Source organism: Mycobacterium sp. NGS64 (assembly GCF_059812245.1).
Map to the genome: position 1 here is coordinate 820,532 of NZ_JCALCI010000003.1, position 18,722 is coordinate 839,253.

18 protein-coding genes are annotated in these 18,722 nt (G+C 67.6%); 15 read left to right on the top strand and 3 right to left on the bottom strand.

Annotation, left to right across the window (positions count from 1 at the left end; genetic code table 11):
* Positions 1-29 precede the first annotated feature (29 nt).
* Complete coding sequence (locus AC5Y4S_RS17770) at positions 30-455, bottom strand: DUF5318 family protein (protein ID WP_068178901.1); 426 nt, start codon at positions 453-455, stop codon at positions 30-32.
* A gap of 134 nt (positions 456-589) precedes the next feature.
* Between AC5Y4S_RS17770 and AC5Y4S_RS17775 the strand changes: the two genes are divergently transcribed.
* From AC5Y4S_RS17775 to AC5Y4S_RS17820, 10 genes are all read left to right on the top strand, one after another.
* On the top strand, positions 590-1,480 hold the full coding sequence (locus tag AC5Y4S_RS17775) for a DUF1707 SHOCT-like domain-containing protein (protein WP_500034057.1): 891 nt from the start codon (positions 590-592) through the stop codon (positions 1,478-1,480).
* A 180-nt stretch (positions 1,481-1,660) separates the two neighbouring features.
* Positions 1,661-2,203: a PadR family transcriptional regulator gene (locus tag AC5Y4S_RS17780; protein ID WP_068111901.1), complete on the top strand. Its 543-nt coding sequence runs from the start codon at positions 1,661-1,663 to the stop codon at positions 2,201-2,203.
* Positions 2,204-2,269: 66 nt separating this feature from the next.
* On the top strand, positions 2,270-3,376 hold the full coding sequence (locus tag AC5Y4S_RS17785; protein ID WP_068178905.1) for an inositol-3-phosphate synthase: 1,107 nt from the start codon (positions 2,270-2,272) through the stop codon (positions 3,374-3,376).
* A gap of 191 nt (positions 3,377-3,567) precedes the next feature.
* Entirely contained in the window at positions 3,568-4,494 is a 927-nt protein-coding gene (locus AC5Y4S_RS17790; RefSeq protein WP_500033972.1) for an Rv0045c family esterase, read from the top strand.
* A 16-nt stretch (positions 4,495-4,510) separates the two neighbouring features.
* On the top strand, positions 4,511-5,305 hold the full coding sequence (locus tag AC5Y4S_RS17795) for an LLM class F420-dependent oxidoreductase (RefSeq protein ID WP_500033973.1): 795 nt from the start codon (positions 4,511-4,513) through the stop codon (positions 5,303-5,305).
* Positions 5,306-5,436: 131 nt separating this feature from the next.
* On the top strand, positions 5,437-6,177 hold the full coding sequence (locus AC5Y4S_RS17800) for a GntR family transcriptional regulator (protein WP_068178915.1): 741 nt from the start codon (positions 5,437-5,439) through the stop codon (positions 6,175-6,177).
* Positions 6,178-6,225: 48 nt separating this feature from the next.
* Positions 6,226-8,031, top strand: a complete 1,806-nt coding sequence (locus AC5Y4S_RS17805; protein ID WP_500033974.1) for an ABC transporter substrate-binding protein/permease — start codon at positions 6,226-6,228, stop codon at positions 8,029-8,031.
* On the top strand, positions 8,028-8,777 hold the full coding sequence (locus AC5Y4S_RS17810) for an amino acid ABC transporter ATP-binding protein (RefSeq protein ID WP_500033975.1): 750 nt from the start codon (positions 8,028-8,030) through the stop codon (positions 8,775-8,777). The genes AC5Y4S_RS17805 and AC5Y4S_RS17810 overlap by 4 nt, the downstream gene beginning before the upstream one ends.
* 66 nt (positions 8,778-8,843) lie before the next feature.
* A complete protein-coding gene (locus AC5Y4S_RS17815; protein WP_068111922.1) occupies positions 8,844-9,341 on the top strand; it encodes a MarR family winged helix-turn-helix transcriptional regulator in 498 nt (165 codons plus the stop codon).
* Positions 9,342-9,388: 47 nt separating this feature from the next.
* Positions 9,389-10,060 (top strand): SDR family oxidoreductase, encoded by a 672-nt coding sequence (locus AC5Y4S_RS17820; RefSeq protein ID WP_500033976.1) that lies wholly within the window; start codon positions 9,389-9,391, stop codon positions 10,058-10,060.
* A 10-nt stretch (positions 10,061-10,070) separates the two neighbouring features.
* Here AC5Y4S_RS17820 and leuS read toward each other — a convergent pair whose 3' ends face one another.
* Complete coding sequence (gene leuS / locus AC5Y4S_RS17825; protein WP_500033977.1) at positions 10,071-12,977, bottom strand: leucine--tRNA ligase; 2,907 nt, start codon at positions 12,975-12,977, stop codon at positions 10,071-10,073.
* A gap of 185 nt (positions 12,978-13,162) precedes the next feature.
* Between leuS and AC5Y4S_RS17830 the strand changes: the two genes are divergently transcribed.
* From AC5Y4S_RS17830 to AC5Y4S_RS17840, 3 genes are all read left to right on the top strand, one after another.
* On the top strand, positions 13,163-14,308 hold the full coding sequence (locus AC5Y4S_RS17830) for an LpqN/LpqT family lipoprotein (protein ID WP_500033978.1): 1,146 nt from the start codon (positions 13,163-13,165) through the stop codon (positions 14,306-14,308).
* A gap of 68 nt (positions 14,309-14,376) precedes the next feature.
* Positions 14,377-14,727, top strand: a complete 351-nt coding sequence (locus tag AC5Y4S_RS17835) for a hypothetical protein (protein ID WP_500033979.1) — start codon at positions 14,377-14,379, stop codon at positions 14,725-14,727.
* A 25-nt stretch (positions 14,728-14,752) separates the two neighbouring features.
* The gene (locus AC5Y4S_RS17840; protein ID WP_500034058.1) at positions 14,753-15,772 is read left to right on the top strand and encodes a bile acid:sodium symporter family protein; all 1,020 of its coding nucleotides are present in this window, start codon (positions 14,753-14,755) and stop codon (positions 15,770-15,772) included.
* On the opposite strand, the gene AC5Y4S_RS17845 is transcribed toward AC5Y4S_RS17840, so the two are convergent.
* The gene (locus tag AC5Y4S_RS17845) at positions 15,769-16,371 is read right to left on the bottom strand and encodes a YqgE/AlgH family protein (protein WP_152531273.1); all 603 of its coding nucleotides are present in this window, start codon (positions 16,369-16,371) and stop codon (positions 15,769-15,771) included. The genes AC5Y4S_RS17840 and AC5Y4S_RS17845 overlap by 4 nt on opposite strands.
* A gap of 123 nt (positions 16,372-16,494) precedes the next feature.
* Between AC5Y4S_RS17845 and AC5Y4S_RS17850 the strand changes: the two genes are divergently transcribed.
* Together AC5Y4S_RS17850 and AC5Y4S_RS17855 are read left to right on the top strand one after the other, a co-directional pair.
* Positions 16,495-17,787, top strand: a complete 1,293-nt coding sequence (locus AC5Y4S_RS17850) for an MFS transporter (RefSeq protein ID WP_500033980.1) — start codon at positions 16,495-16,497, stop codon at positions 17,785-17,787.
* A 9-nt stretch (positions 17,788-17,796) separates the two neighbouring features.
* Entirely contained in the window at positions 17,797-18,570 is a 774-nt protein-coding gene (locus AC5Y4S_RS17855) for a TIGR03084 family metal-binding protein (protein ID WP_500033981.1), read from the top strand.
* The last annotated feature ends 152 nt before the right edge of the window (positions 18,571-18,722 follow it).

Genomic DNA, 18,722 nt, shown 5'->3' on the forward strand with positions numbered 1-18,722 from the left:
CACCGGGCGACTGGTCGTGGGGCCCTTCGTTACTCAATGGCCGTGCGGGCGCCGTTGCGCGCCGTCCGGGTGCCGCCGGTGCCTTTGGGGGGGCGTGCCGCACCCATCACGTACGACTTCACGAGGTGGTTCCAGCTGCACGTGCGGCACACCTCCACCACGTGGACGGAAAACTCCGGGAAGCGAGTCGCCAGCAGCACCAGCTCCTCGGCGGTGCGCGCCGAGCCCGACACCGCGCCCAGGTGGTCGCCGAACACCCACGACACCAGGGTGAGCTGCTCCTTGCGGCAGATCGGGCACATCACCTGGCTCTGTTTCCCGTGAAATTTCGCGGCGCGCAGCAAATACGGATTGGCGTCACACACCTCGGATACACCGGTGCGGCCCGAATAAACCTCGGCGAGCAGGGAGCGCCGCCGAAGCGCGTAGTCCACCACTTGTCGCTGCAGTCGCACGCTGACCAGAGTACGTGGCCGCCCGCACCGCCGATACGCAACCGACGCCGTCGCCGGACCGCGCCGCGACGATCGACCGTCGGCGTCCTGTGCCGGATCCGGACGGGACTTCTACGATCATCGGCGTGGCGAAATTGCTCGGGACGACGGCGCGCGGCGGGGTTGCCGGCGCCACGTCGACGACCCGCGCCAAGGACAGCGACCGGCAGGACGCCTGCCAGATCCTCGACACCGCCCTGAACGACGGCGAGATATCCGATCAGGAGCACCGGGAACGCGTCAGCGCGGCGACCAACGCGGTCACGCTGGGCGAGCTGCGGGCCTTGGTCGACGACCTGCAGGGCGACACCACCGGGCTGCAGTCGACCGCTCGCGCGTGGGGGTCAACCTCGTCGATGCTGCCGAAGTTCGGTGGGTGGCGCGGCCTGGCCGCCGCCTTGCTCGTGTCGGTCCTGCTGGGCGTCGGCATCGGTTGGGCCGTCTACGGCAACACCCGCTCGCCGCTGGATTTCACGACGGACCCCGGAGCCAAGCCCGACGGCGTCGCCCCGGTGGTGCTGACGCCGCCCACGCAGCTGCTGTCGGTCGGCGGCCTCACGGGCCTGATGGAGCAAACGCGCAAAAGGTTCGGCGACACCATGGGGTTCCGGCTGGTGATCTACCCGACCTACGCGGTGCTCGACCGCCCCGACCCCTCCGACGACCGGCGCATGCTGGCCTACGACTACCGCGGCGGATGGGGAGACCCCACCAGCTCGGCCAAGAGCGGCACCGACGGTCCCGTCCCGGTCGACCTCTCCAAATTCGACATCACCGCCGCCGTGGGCCTGGTGCGCGGCGCCCCGGAGAGCCTCCGGATGAAGCAGTCCGACGTCAAGACCACCTATCTGGTGATCGATCCCTCGACCGACCCCACCACCCCGGGCGCGCTCTCGCTATCGGTGTACGTGTCGGGCGACTACGGCGGCGGATACATCGTTTTCGCAGGTGACGGCACCATCAAACGCATCAACCTGCCGTCCTAGCGGTCCCCGCGGCGGTGTGACGAATAGCGCACCAACGACAGGTAGTGTTGTGGCGAATATATCGAAACGATACGATTACGCGAGGCGTCGGACCGTTAAGTCCGTCAAAGCAATCAGGCAAGCGAAGCCATACGTAGCCGTACTTAGTCGTTCCCGGCCATTTCGAGGGGGTGTATATCGATGCTTGAGCTCGCCATCCTGGGACTCCTGATCGAATCGCCCATGCATGGGTATGAACTACGGAAACGGTTGACGGGCCTGCTCGGCGCATTCCGGGCCTTCTCGTACGGATCGCTGTACCCAGCCCTGCGGCGCATGCAGGCCGAAGGGCTGATTGCCGAGGACGCCGCGCCTGCCGGCACCCCGGTCCGGCGGGCTCGTCGGGTCTACCAACTGACCGACGCGGGCCGGCAACGCTTCGGCGAGCTGGTGGCCGACACCGGTCCGCACAACTACACCGACGACGGCTTCGGCGTGCACCTGGCCTTTTTCAACCGCACGCCGGCGGAGGCGCGGATGCGCATCCTGGAGGGCCGTCGCCGTCAGGTCGAGGAGCGTCGTGAAGGGCTCCGCGAAGCGGTGGCGCGGGCGAGCAGCTCGTTCGACCGCTACACCCGCCAGCTGCACCAGCTCGGGCTCGAGTCCAGCGAGCGCGAGGTCAAGTGGCTCAACGAGCTGATCGCGGCGGAGCGGGCGATGCCAGGCCTATCCGAACAGACGTGAAACCCCTGCACGAACCCGCAACCAGAACACCCAAGACAGAAGTAACAGAAGTTAGGAGAACGCCCTATGAGTGACCACAAGCCGTTCGGGGCGCCCGAGGCGTCGACAGAGGTACGAGTCGCCATCGTCGGCGTCGGAAACTGTGCCTCGTCGCTGGTTCAGGGCGTGCAGTACTACCTCGACGCCGACGAGAACAGCACGGTGCCCGGCCTGATGCACGTGAAGTTCGGCCAGTACCACGTCCGCGACGTGAAGTTCGTGGCCGCGTTCGACGTCGACGCCAAGAAGGTCGGGTTCGACCTGTCGGAGGCGATCTTCGCGTCGGAGAACAACACCATCAAGATCGCCGACGTGCCGCCCACCAACGTGACTGTGCAACGCGGTCCAACCCTCGACGGCATCGGTAAGTACTACGCCGACACCATCGAGCTGTCCGACGCCGAGCCGGTCGACGTGGTCAAGGTCCTCAAGGAGAACAACGTCGACGTGCTGGTGTCCTACCTGCCGGTGGGCTCCGAGGAGGCCGACAAGTTCTACGCGCAGTGCGCGATCGACGCGGGCGTGGCGTTCGTCAACGCGCTGCCGGTGTTCATCGCCTCCGACCCGGTATGGGCCAAGAAGTTTGCCGACGCCGGCGTTCCGATCGTCGGCGACGACATCAAGAGTCAGGTCGGCGCCACCATCACCCACCGCGTCATGGCCAAGTTGTTCGAGGACCGCGGCGTGCAGCTGGACCGCACCATGCAGCTCAACGTCGGCGGCAACATGGACTTCCTCAACATGCTGGAGCGCGAGCGGCTGGAGTCCAAGAAGATCTCCAAGACACAGGCGGTCACCTCAAACCTGCAGCGCGAGTTCAAGACCAAGGACGTGCACATCGGGCCGTCCGACCACGTCGGTTGGCTCGACGACCGCAAGTGGGCCTACGTGCGGCTGGAGGGCCGCGCGTTCGGTGACGTTCCGCTGAACCTCGAATACAAGCTCGAGGTGTGGGACTCGCCGAACTCGGCCGGGGTCATCATCGACGCGGTGCGCGCGGCCAAGATCGCCAAGGACCGCGGCATCGGCGGCCCGGTGGTGCCGGCGTCTGCCTACCTGATGAAGAGCCCGCCGCAGCAACTGCCCGACGACATCGCGCGGGCCCAACTCGAAGAGTTCATCATCGAGGGGTAACTCTCCGTACCGGTGTGCGGTGGGGTCGCGTTGAGTGGCCTCACCGCACGCTTGTCTTTGCGGGCCGTTTGGGTGTGCGCTGACGGCGGCGCGTGTGCGGTGAGGGCTTTCCTTGGGAGCTGAGGGCGCGCTGAATGCACGCGCAGAACCCTGGACGCACATCCCGCAGTCCAAAGTAGTGTCTTTAGACCGTGACCGAGATATCTGAGGACCGACTGGCCGAATTGTCGGAGTTCTCGCTCCTTACCGAAAACGCTGAGCAGGCGGGCGTTCCGGGTCCGCTGCCCGACGTAGAGCGGGTCGAGTCGGGCGCGGCCGAGCGCAGGATCAGCGCGCTGCGCTGGGGCGCGCCTTCGCTGGACCGTCGCCCGCGGATTGTCTTCCTGCACGGCGGCGGGCAAAATGCGCACACCTGGGACACCGTGATCGTCGGTCTCGGTGAGCCGGCGCTGGCCGTGGATCTGCCCGGGCACGGGCATTCGGCGTGGCGCGAGGATGGCGACTACTCGCCGCAGCTGAACGCCGACGCCCTGTTGCCGGCGGTACGCGAGCACGCGCCGAGCGCCGACCTCGTCGTCGGAATGTCGCTCGGTGGGCTGACCGCGATCCGGCTGGCCGCGGTGGCACCCGAACTCGTGAACGAACTCGTCCTGATCGACGTCACCCCGTCGGCGTTACAACGCCACTCCGAGCTGACGAAAGAACAGCAGGGCACGGTTGCGCTGATGCACGGTGAGCGCGAGTTCCCCAGCTTCCAGGCCATGCTCGACCTGACCATCGCGGCGGCACCGCACCGCGAGGTCAAGGCGCTGCGCCGCGGCGTCTTCCACAATTCCCGCCGCCTCGACAACGGCAACTGGTCCTGGCGCTACGACGCCATCCGCAAGTTCCCCGACTTCGACGGCCTGTGGGACGACGTCGACGGGCTGTCTGCACCCGTCACCCTCATCCGCGGCGGCTCGTCGGGCTTCGTCACCGACGACGATGCCGCCGAATTAGCCAGGCGCGCAAGCAATTTCCGCGCGGCACATGTGGTCGACAATTCGGGCCATTCCGTGCAGAGCGACCAACCCCGCGCGCTCATCGAGATCCTGCGCGGAGTGCTCGACGCGGGCTGAGCCTACGGTGGGTGTTATGACTCCCGACCGTCCCGTTCGTATCGGCGTGCAATTGCAGCCCCAGCACGCCCCACATTACGGCCAGCTCCGCGACGCGGTTCGCCGTTGTGAAGACATCGGCGTCGACATCGCCTTCAACTGGGACCACTTCTTCCCGCTCTACGGCGATCCCGACGGCCCGCATTTCGAATGCTGGACGATGCTCGGCGCCTGGGCCGAGCAGACGTCACGCATCGAAATCGGTGCGCTGGTGACGTGCAACTCCTATCGCAATCCCGAATTGCTCGCCGACATGGCCCGCACCGTCGACCACATATCCGCGGGCCGACTCGTCCTGGGGATCGGTTCGGGCTGGAAGCAAAAGGATTACGACGAGTACGGCTACGAATTCGGCACCGCCGGCAGCCGCCTCGACGACCTGGCGGGCGCCCTGCCGCGGATCAAGGAGCGGCTGGCCAAGCTGAACCCGCCGCCGACCCGCGACATCCCAGTGCTCATCGGCGGTGGTGGTGAACGCAAGACCCTGCGCCTGGTGGCCGAGTACGCCGACGTCTGGCACAGCTTCAGTTCCGCCGACGAGCTCCCGGCCAAGTCCGCCGTCCTGGAGCGGCACTGCGCCGACGTCGGCCGTGATCCTGCCACGATCGAACGCTCGGCCGCGGTCAACGGCGACGTTTCTGGCGGCCAGCTGATCGCCAATGCCGAAGCGCTGGTGAACCTCGGCGTCACGATGCTGACCGTCGGCTGCGGCGGCCCGGATTACGACCTCGGCGCCGCCGAGGCGCTGTGCAAGTGGCGCGACGGACGCTGAGGGCCGCTGCTCGAATTCGCTGCCCGTTTTGCCTTCGATTCATCCACCAAAGAGCTGAACACTGCGCCAAGACATGAGAAACTCTCTGCGCTAGGTGGACCGAACCGGTTGGGAAGGCACTCAAGAAACGGATGCCAAAAAAATACGGGGTCAAAGAAAAGGACCAGGTGGTTTCGCACATTCTCAACCTGGTTCTGACGGGGAAACTTCGCAGCGGCGACCGCGTCGATCGCAACGAGATCGCCGTCGGTCTAGGGGTCAGCAGGGTGCCGATTCAAGAGGCGCTGGTGCAGCTGGAACACGACGGGATCGTGTCCACCCGCTATCACCGAGGCGCATTCGTCGAGCGGTTCGACGAAGCGACCGTCCTCGAACATCACGAACTCGACGGCCTGCTGAACGGCATTGCCTCGGCGCGCGCGGCCACCAACCCCACGCCCCGGATCCTGGGACAGCTCGATACGCTGATGCGATCGCTGCGCTCCGCCAAAGAATCCCGCGCCTTTTCGGAAATCGCCGGGGAATATCGGCGCACGATCAACGAGGAATACGCGGGCCCGCGGTTGCACGCCACCATCCGCGCTTCGCAAAACCTCATCCCCCGCGTGTTCTGGATGACCTACCAGTGCAGCCGCGACGACATGTTGCCGTTCTACGAAGACGAGACCTCCGCGATCCACCGGCGGGACCCGGAGGCCGCGCGGGCGGCATGCGTCGGCCGGTCCAACCTGATGGCCCAGACCATGCTGACCGAGCTGTTTCGACGCAGGGTGTTCTCCGCGCCGGATGACATCGGCCAGGTCGTCGCGGGCCCGCTTCGGGTACTGGCCGGCGCGGAGGCGGCTGAGGACGAGCCGTCGATCGCGCTGTAAATCTCTTTCGGCGCGCCAGGTTGCCGGTGTGTCGATACGGTAGCGGTGATGAGTTCGCGCCTGGACCGGCGTCCCATGTGCCGAAAGCTCTTCGCACTGGCCACGACAATGCTGATTGTCTGCGGCCTGGCAAAGGCCGCACCCGCCGCCGCCGACTGGAATCAGTGCGCGCCGGGCGGCTTGGACAGCGCCCGCGTCCTGCCGAAGGATCTGACCGAGCACCCATCTACGGATGACGACGACCGGAACACCACGGCCACCGTCGAGCCGCTCGGGTCGGTGGACGCCGGCGCCCTGGGGCTGAGCACACCGGGCATCCTGACGGTCGGCACGCTGTCGGACGCCCCGCCCAACATCTGCATCAATCCCACCGGCGAGTTCAGCGGCTTCGACAACCAGCTGTTGCGGGCCATCGCGGCCAAGCTTGGCCTCCAAGTCCGTTTTGTCAGCACAGACTTCTCCGCTCTGCTCGCCCAAGTCGCATCGCGGCGTTTCGACGTCGGCTCGGCATCGGTGAAAGCCACCGATGCGCGTCGTCGCACGGTTTCGTTCACCAACGGCTACGACTTCGGCTTCTATTCGCTCGTGGTCCCGCCCGGTTCGGCGATCCACCAATTCAGCGATCTCGCGGCGGGCCAGCGCATCGGCGTGGTCCAGGGCACCGTCGAGGAGTCGTACGTCGTCGACCACTTGCACCTGCAGCCGGTGAAGTTTCCCGGCTTCGCCACCCTGTACGCGAATCTCAAGACCCGCCAGCTCGATGCATGGGTGGCGCCCGGAACCCTGGCCTCGACCATCATTCGACCGGGCGACCCGGCGGTGGTGGTGGCGAACACCTTCAGCCGAGGCAGCTTCGTGGCCTACGCGGTCGCCAAGGACAACCAGCCGTTGATCGACGCGCTGAATTCCGGGCTGGACGCCGTCATCGCCGACGGCACCTGGTCGAACCTGTACTGCCAATGGGTACCGCGGACAATGCCGCCCGGCTGGAAACCCGGATCCAAAGCCGTTCCCAAACCACACCTGCCGGACTTCGCCGCGATCGCCGCGAGCCACCACCGCGAACCAGTGGGCCCGGCCGCGCCGATGTCGACGCTGGACCAGTTGCGTGAGTCGTTCTTCGACTGGGATCTCTATCGACAGGCCATCCCGATTCTTCTCACCGTCGGCCTGCCCAACACGATGATCCTGACCAACAGCGCGCTGGTTATCGGCCTGGCGCTGGGGATGCTGCTCGCAATGGCCGGCATCTCGCATTCACGCTGGCTGCGTTGGCCGGCGCGGATCTACACCGACATTTTCCGCGGTCTGCCCGAAGTGGTGATCATCCTGATCATCGGGATGGGCGTCGGGCCGTTGGTCGGCGGGCTGACGCACAAGAACCCGTACCCGTTAGGGATCGCCGCCTTGGGATTGATGGCCGCCGCCTACATCGGCGAGATTCTGCGCGCGGGGATTCAAAGCGTCGACCCCGGCCAACTCGAGGCCTCCCGCGCACTCGGGTTCAGCTACGCGACCGCAATGCGTTTGGTGGTGGTACCGCAGGGAATACGGCGGGTGCTGCCGGCGCTCGTCAATCAGGCCATCGGGCTGTTGAAGGCCTCCGCCCTGGTGTACTTCCTCGGCCTGGTCGCCAATCAGCGAGAGCTCTTTCAGGTCGGCCGTGACCTCAACGCGCAGACCGGCAGTTTGTCGCCTTTGGTCGCCGCGGGTCTCTTCTACCTGATATTGACCATTCCGTTAACGCATTTCGTGAACTACATAGACGGCCGGCTTCGCCGCGGCCGCTCCGCCGCCAAGCCGGACGACCACGACCACGTGCTCGCGTCACCGTTAAGCCAGGAGATGACGTGACGGCGACTGTCACCCACCGCGCGCCAGTATCGCTGGCGGCCAAGGATGTTCACCAGACGCTCGGTGGAAACTTGGTGCTGCGCGGCGTCGATTTCGAGGCCCCCGCGGGCACCACGGTGGCCGTCATCGGACCGTCCGGTAGCGGCAAGTCGACGCTGTTGCGCACCCTGAACCGACTGCACGAGCCCGATAGCGGCGACATCCTGCTCGACGGCAGGTCGGTGTTGCGCGACGATCCGAACGAGCTGCGCCAGCGCATCGGCATGGTGTTCCAGCATTTCAATCTGTTCCCGCATCTGTCCGTGCTGAAGAATGTTGCACTGGCGCCGCGCAAGCTGCGGCGGCTCTCCGCGGACGCGGCCCGCGACCTTGCGCTCGCTCAGCTGGACCGAGTTGGCCTGAAACACAAGGCAGATGCCCGCCCCGCCATGTTGTCCGGTGGCCAACAACAACGGGTCGCGATCGCCCGCGCGCTGGCCATGGCGCCGCAGGTGATGTTCTTCGACGAGGCGACCTCGGCGCTCGATCCCGAAATGGTCAAGGGCATTCTGCAACTCATCGCCGACCTCGGCGCCGACGGCATGACGATGATTGTCGTCACCCACGAAATGGACTTCGCCCGGTCGGCATCCGACACCGTCGTTTTTATGGATCACGGCAAGGTCCTGGAATCGGGCCCCCCGGAGCAGATATTCGAAGCCGCCGAGACGGAGCGCCTGCAGCGATTCTTATCCCAAGTCCTTTGAAACGTCGGTAACTGGTCCGGAATAGCTCCCTTGTACGCCACGCATATCGGGTTAGACTGCCGACTTATGGCGGACAGCGAATCCACCGCACCCGAGGTGACGGAGCTTGCGGAAGGTTTGCACCGCGCGTTGTCCAAATTGTTTTCGATTCTGCGCCGCGGCGATCCCAGCGGGGTGGTGGCCGGTGACCTGACCCTGGCGCAGCTGTCCATCCTGATTACGCTGCTCGACCAGGGCCCCATCCGGATGACCGACCTGGCCGCGCACGAACGGGTGCGCACCCCGACCACGACGGTCGCGATCCGCCGGCTGGAGAAGATCGGGCTGGTCAAACGCTCGCGCGACCCCTCCGACCTGCGAGCGGTGCTCGTCGACATCACGCCGCGGGGCCGGGCCGTGCACGGCGAATCGCTGGCCAACCGGCACGCCGCCCTGGCCGCGATGCTCAGCCAGCTGCCCGAGTCCGACCTGAACACCCTGGCACGTGCGCTGGCGCCGCTGGAACGCCTGGGCTGCGGCGAATCGCCGCCCGCCGGAGAGCCGCCGGCGCGCAAGCAGGCCTGAAAGTGGCTGGTCTCCAACGGAATTGATCGCTTCCGTAGACTGAGTGCATGCCTATCGCACTCATCACCGGCGCGAGCGGCGGCATCGGTTCCGCGATCGCCGCGGCGCTGTCCACCACCCATACCCTGCTGCTGGCGGGCAGGTCCTCCGATCGGCTCGACGCCGTCGCGGAGCGGTTCGGCGCCAGCACCTTGCCGCTCGACCTCACCGACCCGGGCGAGATCGAGGCCGGCTGCGAAATCATCGACGAACTCGACGTGTTGGTGCACAACGCGGGGGTGTCCATCCCCGGCCGTGTCGCCGAGTCGAACGTCGACGACTGGCGCGCCACGTTCGCCGTGAATGTCTTCGGGGTCGTGGAACTGACGCTGGCCCTGTTGCCGGCGCTGCGGCGGGCCCGCGGTCAGGTGGTGTTCATCAACTCCGGTGCGGGGCAGAATGTTTCACCCGGCATGGCCTCGTACTCGGCCAGCAAGTTCGCGTTGCGGGCCTTCGCCGATTCGCTGCGCGCCGACGAGCCGGAGCTGCGCGTGACCACCATCTATCCCGGCCGCACCGACAGCGCCATGCAACGCGAACTCGTCGCGTTCGAAGGCGACCAATATGACCCGGCGAACTTCCTGCGGCCCGAAACGGTCGCGGCGGCGGTCGCCAATGCGGTGGCCACGCCATCCGACGGTCACGTCCACGAAGTCGTGCTGCGGCCGCGCAAGCACTGACCGGCGCCCGCTAGACGACCAGGTTGACCAGCCGGCCGGGCACCACGATCACCTTCCGCGGGGCGGCGCCGGCCAAGAACGCCTGCACCTTCTCGTCGCCCATGGCCGCGGCCTTCAGCGTGTCGTCGTCGGCGTCGGCGGCCACCACCACGCGCCCGCGCACCTTGCCGTTCACCTGCACCGGGTATTCCACGGTGTCTTCGACGAGGTAGGCCGGGTCGGCCTGCGGGAAGGGCCCGTGCGCCAACGAGGCGCCATGGCCCAGCCGCGACCAGAGCTCCTCGGCCATGTGCGGGGCCAGCGGCGCCAGCATCAGCACCAGTGGCTCGACCGCCGCACGCGGCACCGAGTCGCGGTGCTCCTTGGTGAGGTGGTTGGTGTATTCGATCAGCTTGGCCGCCGCGGTGTTATTGCGCAGCGCCGCATAGTCTTCGGAGACTCCGGCGATAGTGCGGTGCAGCGACCGCAGGGTCTCGGTACCCAGTGGGCCGGTGTCGTCGGTCACCCGAGTCTCGCCGGTCTGCTCGTCGATCACCAAGCGCCACACTCGCTGCAGGAAGCGGTGCGCGCCAACCACGTCCTTGGTGGCCCACGGCCGCGACGCCTCCAAGGGCCCCATGGACATCTCGTACACCCGCAGCGTGTCCGCACCGTATGCGTCGCAGATCTCGTCCGGAGAGATCGAATTCTTCAGGCTCTTACCGATCTTGCCGAATTCCTGGGCGACCTCGATCTCGCCGTCGGGCCCGGGATAGAAGAATCGGCCGCCGCGTTCGATCACTTCCTCCGCCGGGACATACGATCCGCGCGAATCGGTGTACGCGAAAGCCTGGATGTAGCCCTGGTTGACCAGCCGGCGATAGGGCTCGCGCGAGGTCACGTGGCCCAGGTCGTACAGCACCTTGTGCCAGAACCTGCAGTACAGCAGGTGCAACACCGCGTGTTCGGCGCCCCCGACGTACAGGTCGACCCCACCCGGATCCTGCGGGCCATGCTGGGCGGGTCGCGGGCCCATCCAATACGCCTCGTTTTCCTTGGCGCAGAAACGTTCTGAGTTGTGCGGATCGGTGTAGCGCAGCTCGTACCAGGAGCTGCCGGCCCATTGCGGCATCACGTTGGTGTCCCGGGTGTAGGGCTTGAGGCCATCGCCCAGGTCGAGCTCGACGTGCACCCAGTCGGTCGCCTTGCCTAAGGGCGGCGACGGCTCGCTGTCGGCGTCGTCGGGGTCGAACGACACCGGTGAGTAATCCGACACGTCGGGCAGCTCGACCGGCAGCGCGGACTCATCGAGCGCGTGCGGCCGTCCGTCGCTGTCGAAGACGATGGGGAACGGCTCACCCCAGTAACGCTGCCGCGCGAAAAGCCAGTCGCGCAGCTTGAATTCGATGCGTGCCCGCCCGCGGCCATCCCCCTCCAGGCGAGCGGTGATCGCCTCCTTGGCCGTCGCCACATCCATGCCGTCCAGGTAGCCGGAGTTGACCAGCACACCGTCCCCAGCATGCGCCGCCTGCGAGATATCGCCGCCGGCAATGACTTCCACGATCGGCAGGCCCAGCTCGTGGGCAAAGTCCCAGTCGCGCTGGTCGTGGCCGGGCACCGCCATGATCGCCCCGGTGCCATAGCCGGCCAGCACATAGTCGGCGATGAAGATCGGAACGGGTTTCCCGTTGACCGGGTTGGTCGCGTAGCTGCCCAGGAAGACGCCCGTCTTCTCCCTGCTCTCCTGGCGTTCGAGGTCCGACTTCGCGGCGATCGCGCGGCGGTAGGCGGCGACGGCCTCGGCCGGTGCGGCGGCACCGTAAGTCCACCGGGGGTCCGTGCCGTCGGGCCATGCGGCGGCGACGAGTTCGTCGACCAGGTCGTGCTCGGGTGCCAGCACCAGGTACGTCGCCCCGAACAACGTGTCGGGCCGAGTGGTGAACACCTCGATGTCGACCGCCGAGCCGTCGCCGGTGGTCGCCGAGAACAGCGCCTGGGCCCCGGTCGATCGGCCAATCCAGTTGCGCTGCATCGTCTTTACCTGATCGGGCCAATCCAGGAGCTCCAGATCGTCGAGCAGCCGGTCGGCATACGCGGTGATGCGCATCATCCACTGCCGCAGCCGTTTGCGGAACACCGGGAAGTTGCCGCGGTCGCTACGCCCGTCCGCGGTGACCTCTTCGTTGGCCAGCACCGTGCCCAACCCCGGGCACCAGTTCACCATCGAGTCGGCTCGATAGACCAGTCGGTGGCCGTCGATCACGTCGGCCCGCTCCCCCGCGGTCAGCGTTGCCCAGTCGCGTCCGTCGTCGAGACGCCTTGCGCCGGAATCGAACTCGGCGATCAGCTCGGCGATCGGCCGCGCTTTGTTGGCGGCGGGGTCGAACCACGCGTTGTAGATCTGCAGGAAGATCCACTGGGTCCACTTGTAGAACTCGGTGTCGGTGGTCGAGAAGCTGCGCCGGCTGTCGTGGCCCAGGCCCAGCCGGCCCAGCTGGCGCCGGAAGTTGACGATGTTGGCTTCGGTCCTGGTGCGCGGGTGTGTGCCGGTTTGCACCGCGTATTGCTCGGCGGGCAGCCCGAACGCGTCAAAGCCCAACGCGTGCAGCACGTTATGGCCGGTCATCCGGAAGTACCGGGCGTAGACGTCGGTGGCGATGTAACCGAGCGGGTGCCCGACGTGCAGTCCGTCACCCGACGGATACGGGAACATGTCCTGCACGAACAACTTGTCCTCGGGCAGGGGGCGCCCGTCCGTCGGAGCCAGATCACCGACGGGGTTGGCTACGTTGAACGTGCCGAGCTTCGCCCAGTTCTCCTGCCAGGTGCTCTCGACGCGGCCGGCCAGCGCGGCGGTGTAGCGAAACGGCGGCGCATCGGAGTCCGGCGCGGCGGCGGCCGGGGTGCCCCCAGGCGCCGTGGTCGGGGATTCGGTCACCTGAACAGGGTATAAGGGCCGACCGGACCGGCTTGCCGGCCACAGGTTGGTCTCGGTTGCGTTGCGCGCCGATCAGAGCTTCATCCCAGGTCGATTTCGACGGTATCCAGTGCCTTTGACCTGTGGTTACAGTCAGCCTCTACGACGGGTGTTGGGACCCGGGGCCATGGGAAGGATCGACGCAGATGATTCACATCGCCCGTACCGTGCGGGTATTAGCCGGAGGATTGGCCGCCGGTGCGATCGGCGTCACCGCGTTCGCGGGCGCCACCGCTTCGGCAGATCCCGTACTGCCCGCGCTCCCCGCGCCGCCGCCCGTCCCCGCCGTCGCGGCACCGGCGCCGCAGAACGTCACGGCCGCCCCGGCACAGGTCCCCGGGAACAGATTCCTCGCCGCTCCCCCGGCGGCAAATCCGGTGGCGCCAACCCCGGCCGTCGCGCCGGCGCCAGCCGCGCCCGCGGCCGTCGCACCGGCCGCGCCGCTGCCCCCGGCGCAGACACCTGGCGTCTCGGGCACGCTGCGTGACTATTTCCAGTCGAAGGGCGTCAAGCTGGAGGCGCAGAAGCCCCAGGGCTTCAAGGCGCTGGACATCACGTTGCCGCTGCCCACCCGCTGGACGCAGGTGCCCGACCCCAATGTGCCCGACGCGTTCGCGGTGATCGCCGACCGGCATGGGACCAGCATTTACACCTCGAACGCGCAGGTGGTGGTGTACAAGCTGGTCGGTAACTTCGATCCGAAAGAGGCCATCACCCACGGGTTCGTCGACAGCCAGCAACTTCCCCTCTGGCAGACCACGAACGCCTCGATGGCCGACTTCGGCGGCTTCCCGTCGTCGATCATCGAGGGCACCTACCGCGACGGCGACATGCTGCTCAACACGTCGCGCCGGCACGTGATCGCGACGTCCGGACATGACAAGTACCTGGTGTCGATGTCGGTGACCACCGACCGTGCGGTGGCCGTCGCGGACGCGCCGGCGACCGACGCGATCGTCAACGGCTTCCGGGTGACCGTGCCCGGAACCACCGCGCCCGTACCCGGACCGGGCGCCGCTGCGGCCCCGGTCGGCATTCCCGCTCAAGCAGCCGGCGCGGCCCCGGTCGGGCTTCCCCCCCAGCCGGTCGGAGCGGCGCCGGTCGGAGCGGCGCCGGTCGGGCTTCCCTCGCAGCCGGTCGGAGCGGCGCCGGTCGGAGCGGCGCCGGTCGGGCTTCCGTCGCAGCCGGTACCGCCCAACCAGGTGGCCGCACCACGGCCGACACCCAACCTGTTAACCATGGTGCCGGGTTTGCCGCCGCTGCCGAACTTCGCGTTCCTGCAAGGGCGTTAATCAGCCGCGAAACGAAAGCTGGTCGAGCCCGGCGCGCGGGCGCGCCTTCGGACTCGTATTGTGAGGCCATGTTGATCGCGGGCGTGGTGTGCATGTGTGCGGCGTTGGCCTCCGCCGGGTTCGGGGCCTGGTCGCTCTCCCACAACCAGACCACCGAAGGCGTCGGCGGCACCCAATTGGCGTTGCGCGCCATGGCCCCGCCCCAGTTGGCGGCCGCCGTGATGTTTGCCGCCGGCGGTGTGGTGGCCCTGGCCGCCTCCCCCGACACCGCTTTGGTCGTGTTGATCATCTGCGTCGCCGGTGCCCTGGGGACGCTGGCCACCGGGTCGTGGCAGAGCGCGCGTTTCGCGCTGCGCAGTGAAGCCGCGGCGCCCGACTGCGCCGGCAGCTGCGCCGTCTGCACACAGTCTTGCCACTGACACCCTTACCGCTCGAGCCGTCATGTTGAAACGGCTGTCGGCGTTGCCGATCGATACTTTCCTGCTGGCGCTGGGGGCGACGGTTGCGTTGGCCGCCCTGGTCCCGGCACGCGGCGAAGCGGCCGAAGCCGTGTCGGTCGCCGCGAAAGCGGCGATCGCGTTGCTGTTCTTCCTTTACGGCGCCCGCCTGTCGCCCCAGCAGGCCTGGCACGGTGTCCGGCAGTGGCGGCTGCACCTGCTGGTGCTGGCGACGACGTTCGTCCTCTTCCCGATGCTGGGATTGGCCGCCCGAGCGTTGGTGCCGTCGGTGCTGACCATCGACCTCTACAACGGCCTGCTGTTTCTGTGCCTTGTCCCGTCGACCGTGCAATCGTCCATCGCGTTTACCTCGATCGCGCGGGGGCACGTCTCGGCCGCCATCGTCAGCGCGTCGTTGTCCAACATCCTCGGCGTGGTGCTGACGCCGCTGCTGGTGGTCCTGTTGATGACGACCACCGGCGCGCCGCGGGTCGACGGCACCGCGATTCGCGACATCATGGTGCAGCTGCTGCTGCCGTTCGCGGCGGGTCAGCTGGCGCGCCCATGGCTGGGCGGGCTTATTACCCGGTACGCGGCGCTGCTGAAGGTGGTGGATCGCGGATCCATCCTGCTGGTGGTCTACACCGCCTTCTCGATGGGCGTCGTCAAGGGGATCTGGGTCAGTGTCGATGTGTGGCGCCTGATCTCGGTGACCGTCGTCGCCGCCGTGCTGCTGGCGGTGGTGCTGGGCGTTACCACGGCCGTCGGCCGGCTGGCCAGGCTGGACCGTGGCGACGCCATCGTTCTGCTGTTCTGCGGCTCGAAAAAGAGCCTGGCGTCCGGGCTTCCGATGGCGCTGGTGCTTTTCCCGGCGGCCACAGTCGGTTTGACCATGTTGCCTTTGATGATCTTTCACCAGATCCAGTTGGTGGTCTGCGCGGTGATCGCCAGCAGGCTGGCGCGCGACGCCGACGAGGCCGGCCCGGCGCCGTCGGCGATCTCGGCCGCGCCGGACGAAACGGGCTAGTTTCTGCTGACGTCGATCGGGTGGGTGGCAAGCAGCGACAGCGGCAGCGGTTGCCTGCGCAGCACCTGCCCCCACAGATCGGACCTCGGCCCGGCTAGCACGTCAGATGGCAAGGCGGACAAGACAATCCAGTCGTCGCGTTCGATCTCACCCTCGAGCTGACCGATAGTCCAACCGGAGTAGCCGGCGAAGATGCGCACCCCTTCGAGCAGGGGGGCGATCAGGTCGGGGTCGGCGTCCAGATCCACCATGACGATCCGGCCGTCCACATGCCGCAGGCCCGGCACACCCTCCGGATCGGCGCCGATCCGCAGCGCCGCCAGGCAAAGTGCCGCGTCGCGCTTGACCGGCCCGCCGATGAACATCGTCTTGGGTTTGGCGGACAGCTTGGCCCACTGCGGCAACACGTTGTACACCGCGGTCTCGCTGGCCCGGTTGAGCACGACACCCAGTGTGCCGCCGTCGTTGTGCTCGACGATGTAGATCACGCTGCGCCGAAAAGTCGGCTCGAGAAGGTCGGTGTTGGCGAGCAGCAAAGTGCCGGCACGCACCCGCTGCGCTGCGGGTGCTACGTAGTCCTCCGGATCTTCGGGCGGCATCAAACCATCATCGCACCTTCGTAACGTCGGCCGGTGCAATCGGGCATGGCCGATACATATTTGTACTGTTGGCGATGGCGCCCAACCCCAACGGTGGAAGTCGGTTCTGTGATTCAATCCCGGATGCAGTCGCGCGCACCCGTCGACCTGTGGCGGTCGGTGCGCGGTTTGCCGGACTTCTGGCGGCTGCTCCAGGTGCGCATGGCGAGCCAGTTCGGCGACGGTCTCTTCCAGGCCGCCCTGGCCGGGGCGCTGCTGTTCAACCCCGACCGCGCCGCCGACCCGATGGCCATCGCCCGGGCGTTCGCGGTGCTGTTCTTGCCGTACTCCCTGCTCGGGCCGTTCGCCGGCGCGCTGATGGACCGCTGGGACCGGCGGCTGGTGCTGGTCGGTGCAACCGTGGGCCGGCTGATCCTCATCGCCTGCATCGGCACCATCCTGGCGTTGCGGGCCGGCGACATACCGCTACTGATCGGCGCGCTGCTCGCCAACGGCCTGGCCCGGTTCGTCGCATCCGGCCTGTCGGCGTCCCTGCCGCATGTGGTACCGCGAGAGCAGGTGGTCACCATGAACTCGGTGGCGACCGCATCCGGTGCCTTCGCGGCCTTCCTCGGTGCCAACTTCATGCTGGTGCCCCGGTTTTTCGTCGGCGCCGGCGACGAGGGCGCCTCGGTGATCATCTTCATGACCGCGATACCGGTGTCGATCGCGTTGTTCCTGTCGCTACGGTTCGGGGCCCGGGTGCTGGGCCCGGACGACACCGAGCGCGCGATCCACGGATCGGCCGTCTACGCGGTGACCACCGGCTGGCTGCACGGCGCCCGGACGGTCGTGCAGCGCCCGACGGTCGCGGCCACCCTGTCCGGCCTGGCCGCGCATCGCATGGTGGTGGGCATCAATTCGCTGGTGATGCTGGTGCTGGTGCACCATTTGCCCGGTCCGCGTCCGGCGACCGGGGGCCTGGGCATCGCGTTGCTGTTCTTCGCCGCGGCGGGCCTGGGGGCGTTCCTGGCCAACTTGTTGACACCGGCGGTGGTGCGCCGCTGGGGGCGCTACGCCACGGCCAATGGCGCGCTGGTGGCGGCCGCGGTCATCCAGATCCCGGGCGCCAGCCTGCGGCTCCCGGTGATGGTGGTGTGTGGCTTTCTCCTCGGCCTGGCCGGTCAAGTGGTCAAGCTCTGCGCCGACTCCGCAATGCAGATGGATGTCGACGATGCGCTACGCGGACACGTGTTCGCGGTGCAGGACGCGCTGTTCTGGGTGGCGTTCATCGTCTCGATCACGTTGTCCGCCACGCTGATTCCCAACGACGGACGCGCGCCGGGGTTCGTGCTGTTCGGGTCGGGGCTGTACCTGATCGGGCTGGCCATGCACGCCTTCATCGGGCGCCGCGGCCAGCCGGCGGGCACTGGTTAAGGTGCATACATGACCGGTGCCGCGCCGATGGTGGCCGACCTGCGGGCCGAAAGCGACGACCTCGACACGTTGGTGGCGCCACTTGCGCCGGGCCGCTGGGCGGATGCGACGCCCGCGCCCGGCTGGACCATCGCCCACCAGATCGGGCACCTGTTGTGGACGGACCGGGTCGCGCTGACCGCGGCCACCGACGAGGCGGGCTTCGCCGCCGTGCTCGAGGCCGCTTCAGCCGACCCCACCGGGTTCGTCGACGCGGGCGCCGAGGAACTAGCCGCCGTCGCGCCGGCCGAGCTGCTCGCCGACTGGCGGACCACCCGAGCAAGGCTGCACGACACCCTGCTGACGGTGCCCGACGGTCGCAAGCTGCCGTGGTTCGGGCCACCGATGAGCGCGGCCTCGATGGCGACGGCCCGGTTGATGGAAACCTGGGCGCATGGACTCGACGTGGCCGACGCGCTCGGCGTCAAGCGCCCAGCCACCGAGCGCCTGCGGTCGATCGCGCACATCGGGGTGCGCACCCGCGATTACGCGTTCGCCATCAACAACCTGACGCCGCCGGCGGACCCGTTCCTGGTCGAGCTGCGCGGGCCCGGCGGCGACACCTGGTCGTGGGGGCCGCCGGACGCCGCCCAGCGGGTCACGGGCTCGGCCGAGGACTTCTGCTTCCTGGTGACCCAGCGGCGCCCGTTGGGGGCGCTCGACATCACGGCGCACGGTCCCGACGCGCAGCGGTGGCTGGAGATCGCGCAGGCTTTCGCCGGGCCTCCCGGCCCCGGTCGATGAGCGCGAAAGCGCGAAGAGAGCCGGGGCCATCTAACCGAGCCCCGGTCGATGAGCGCTCGAGCGCGCGAAGAGAGCCGGGGCCATCTAACCGAGCCCCGGTCGATGAGCGCTCGAGCGCGCGAAGAGAGCCGGGGCCATCTGACCAAGCCCCG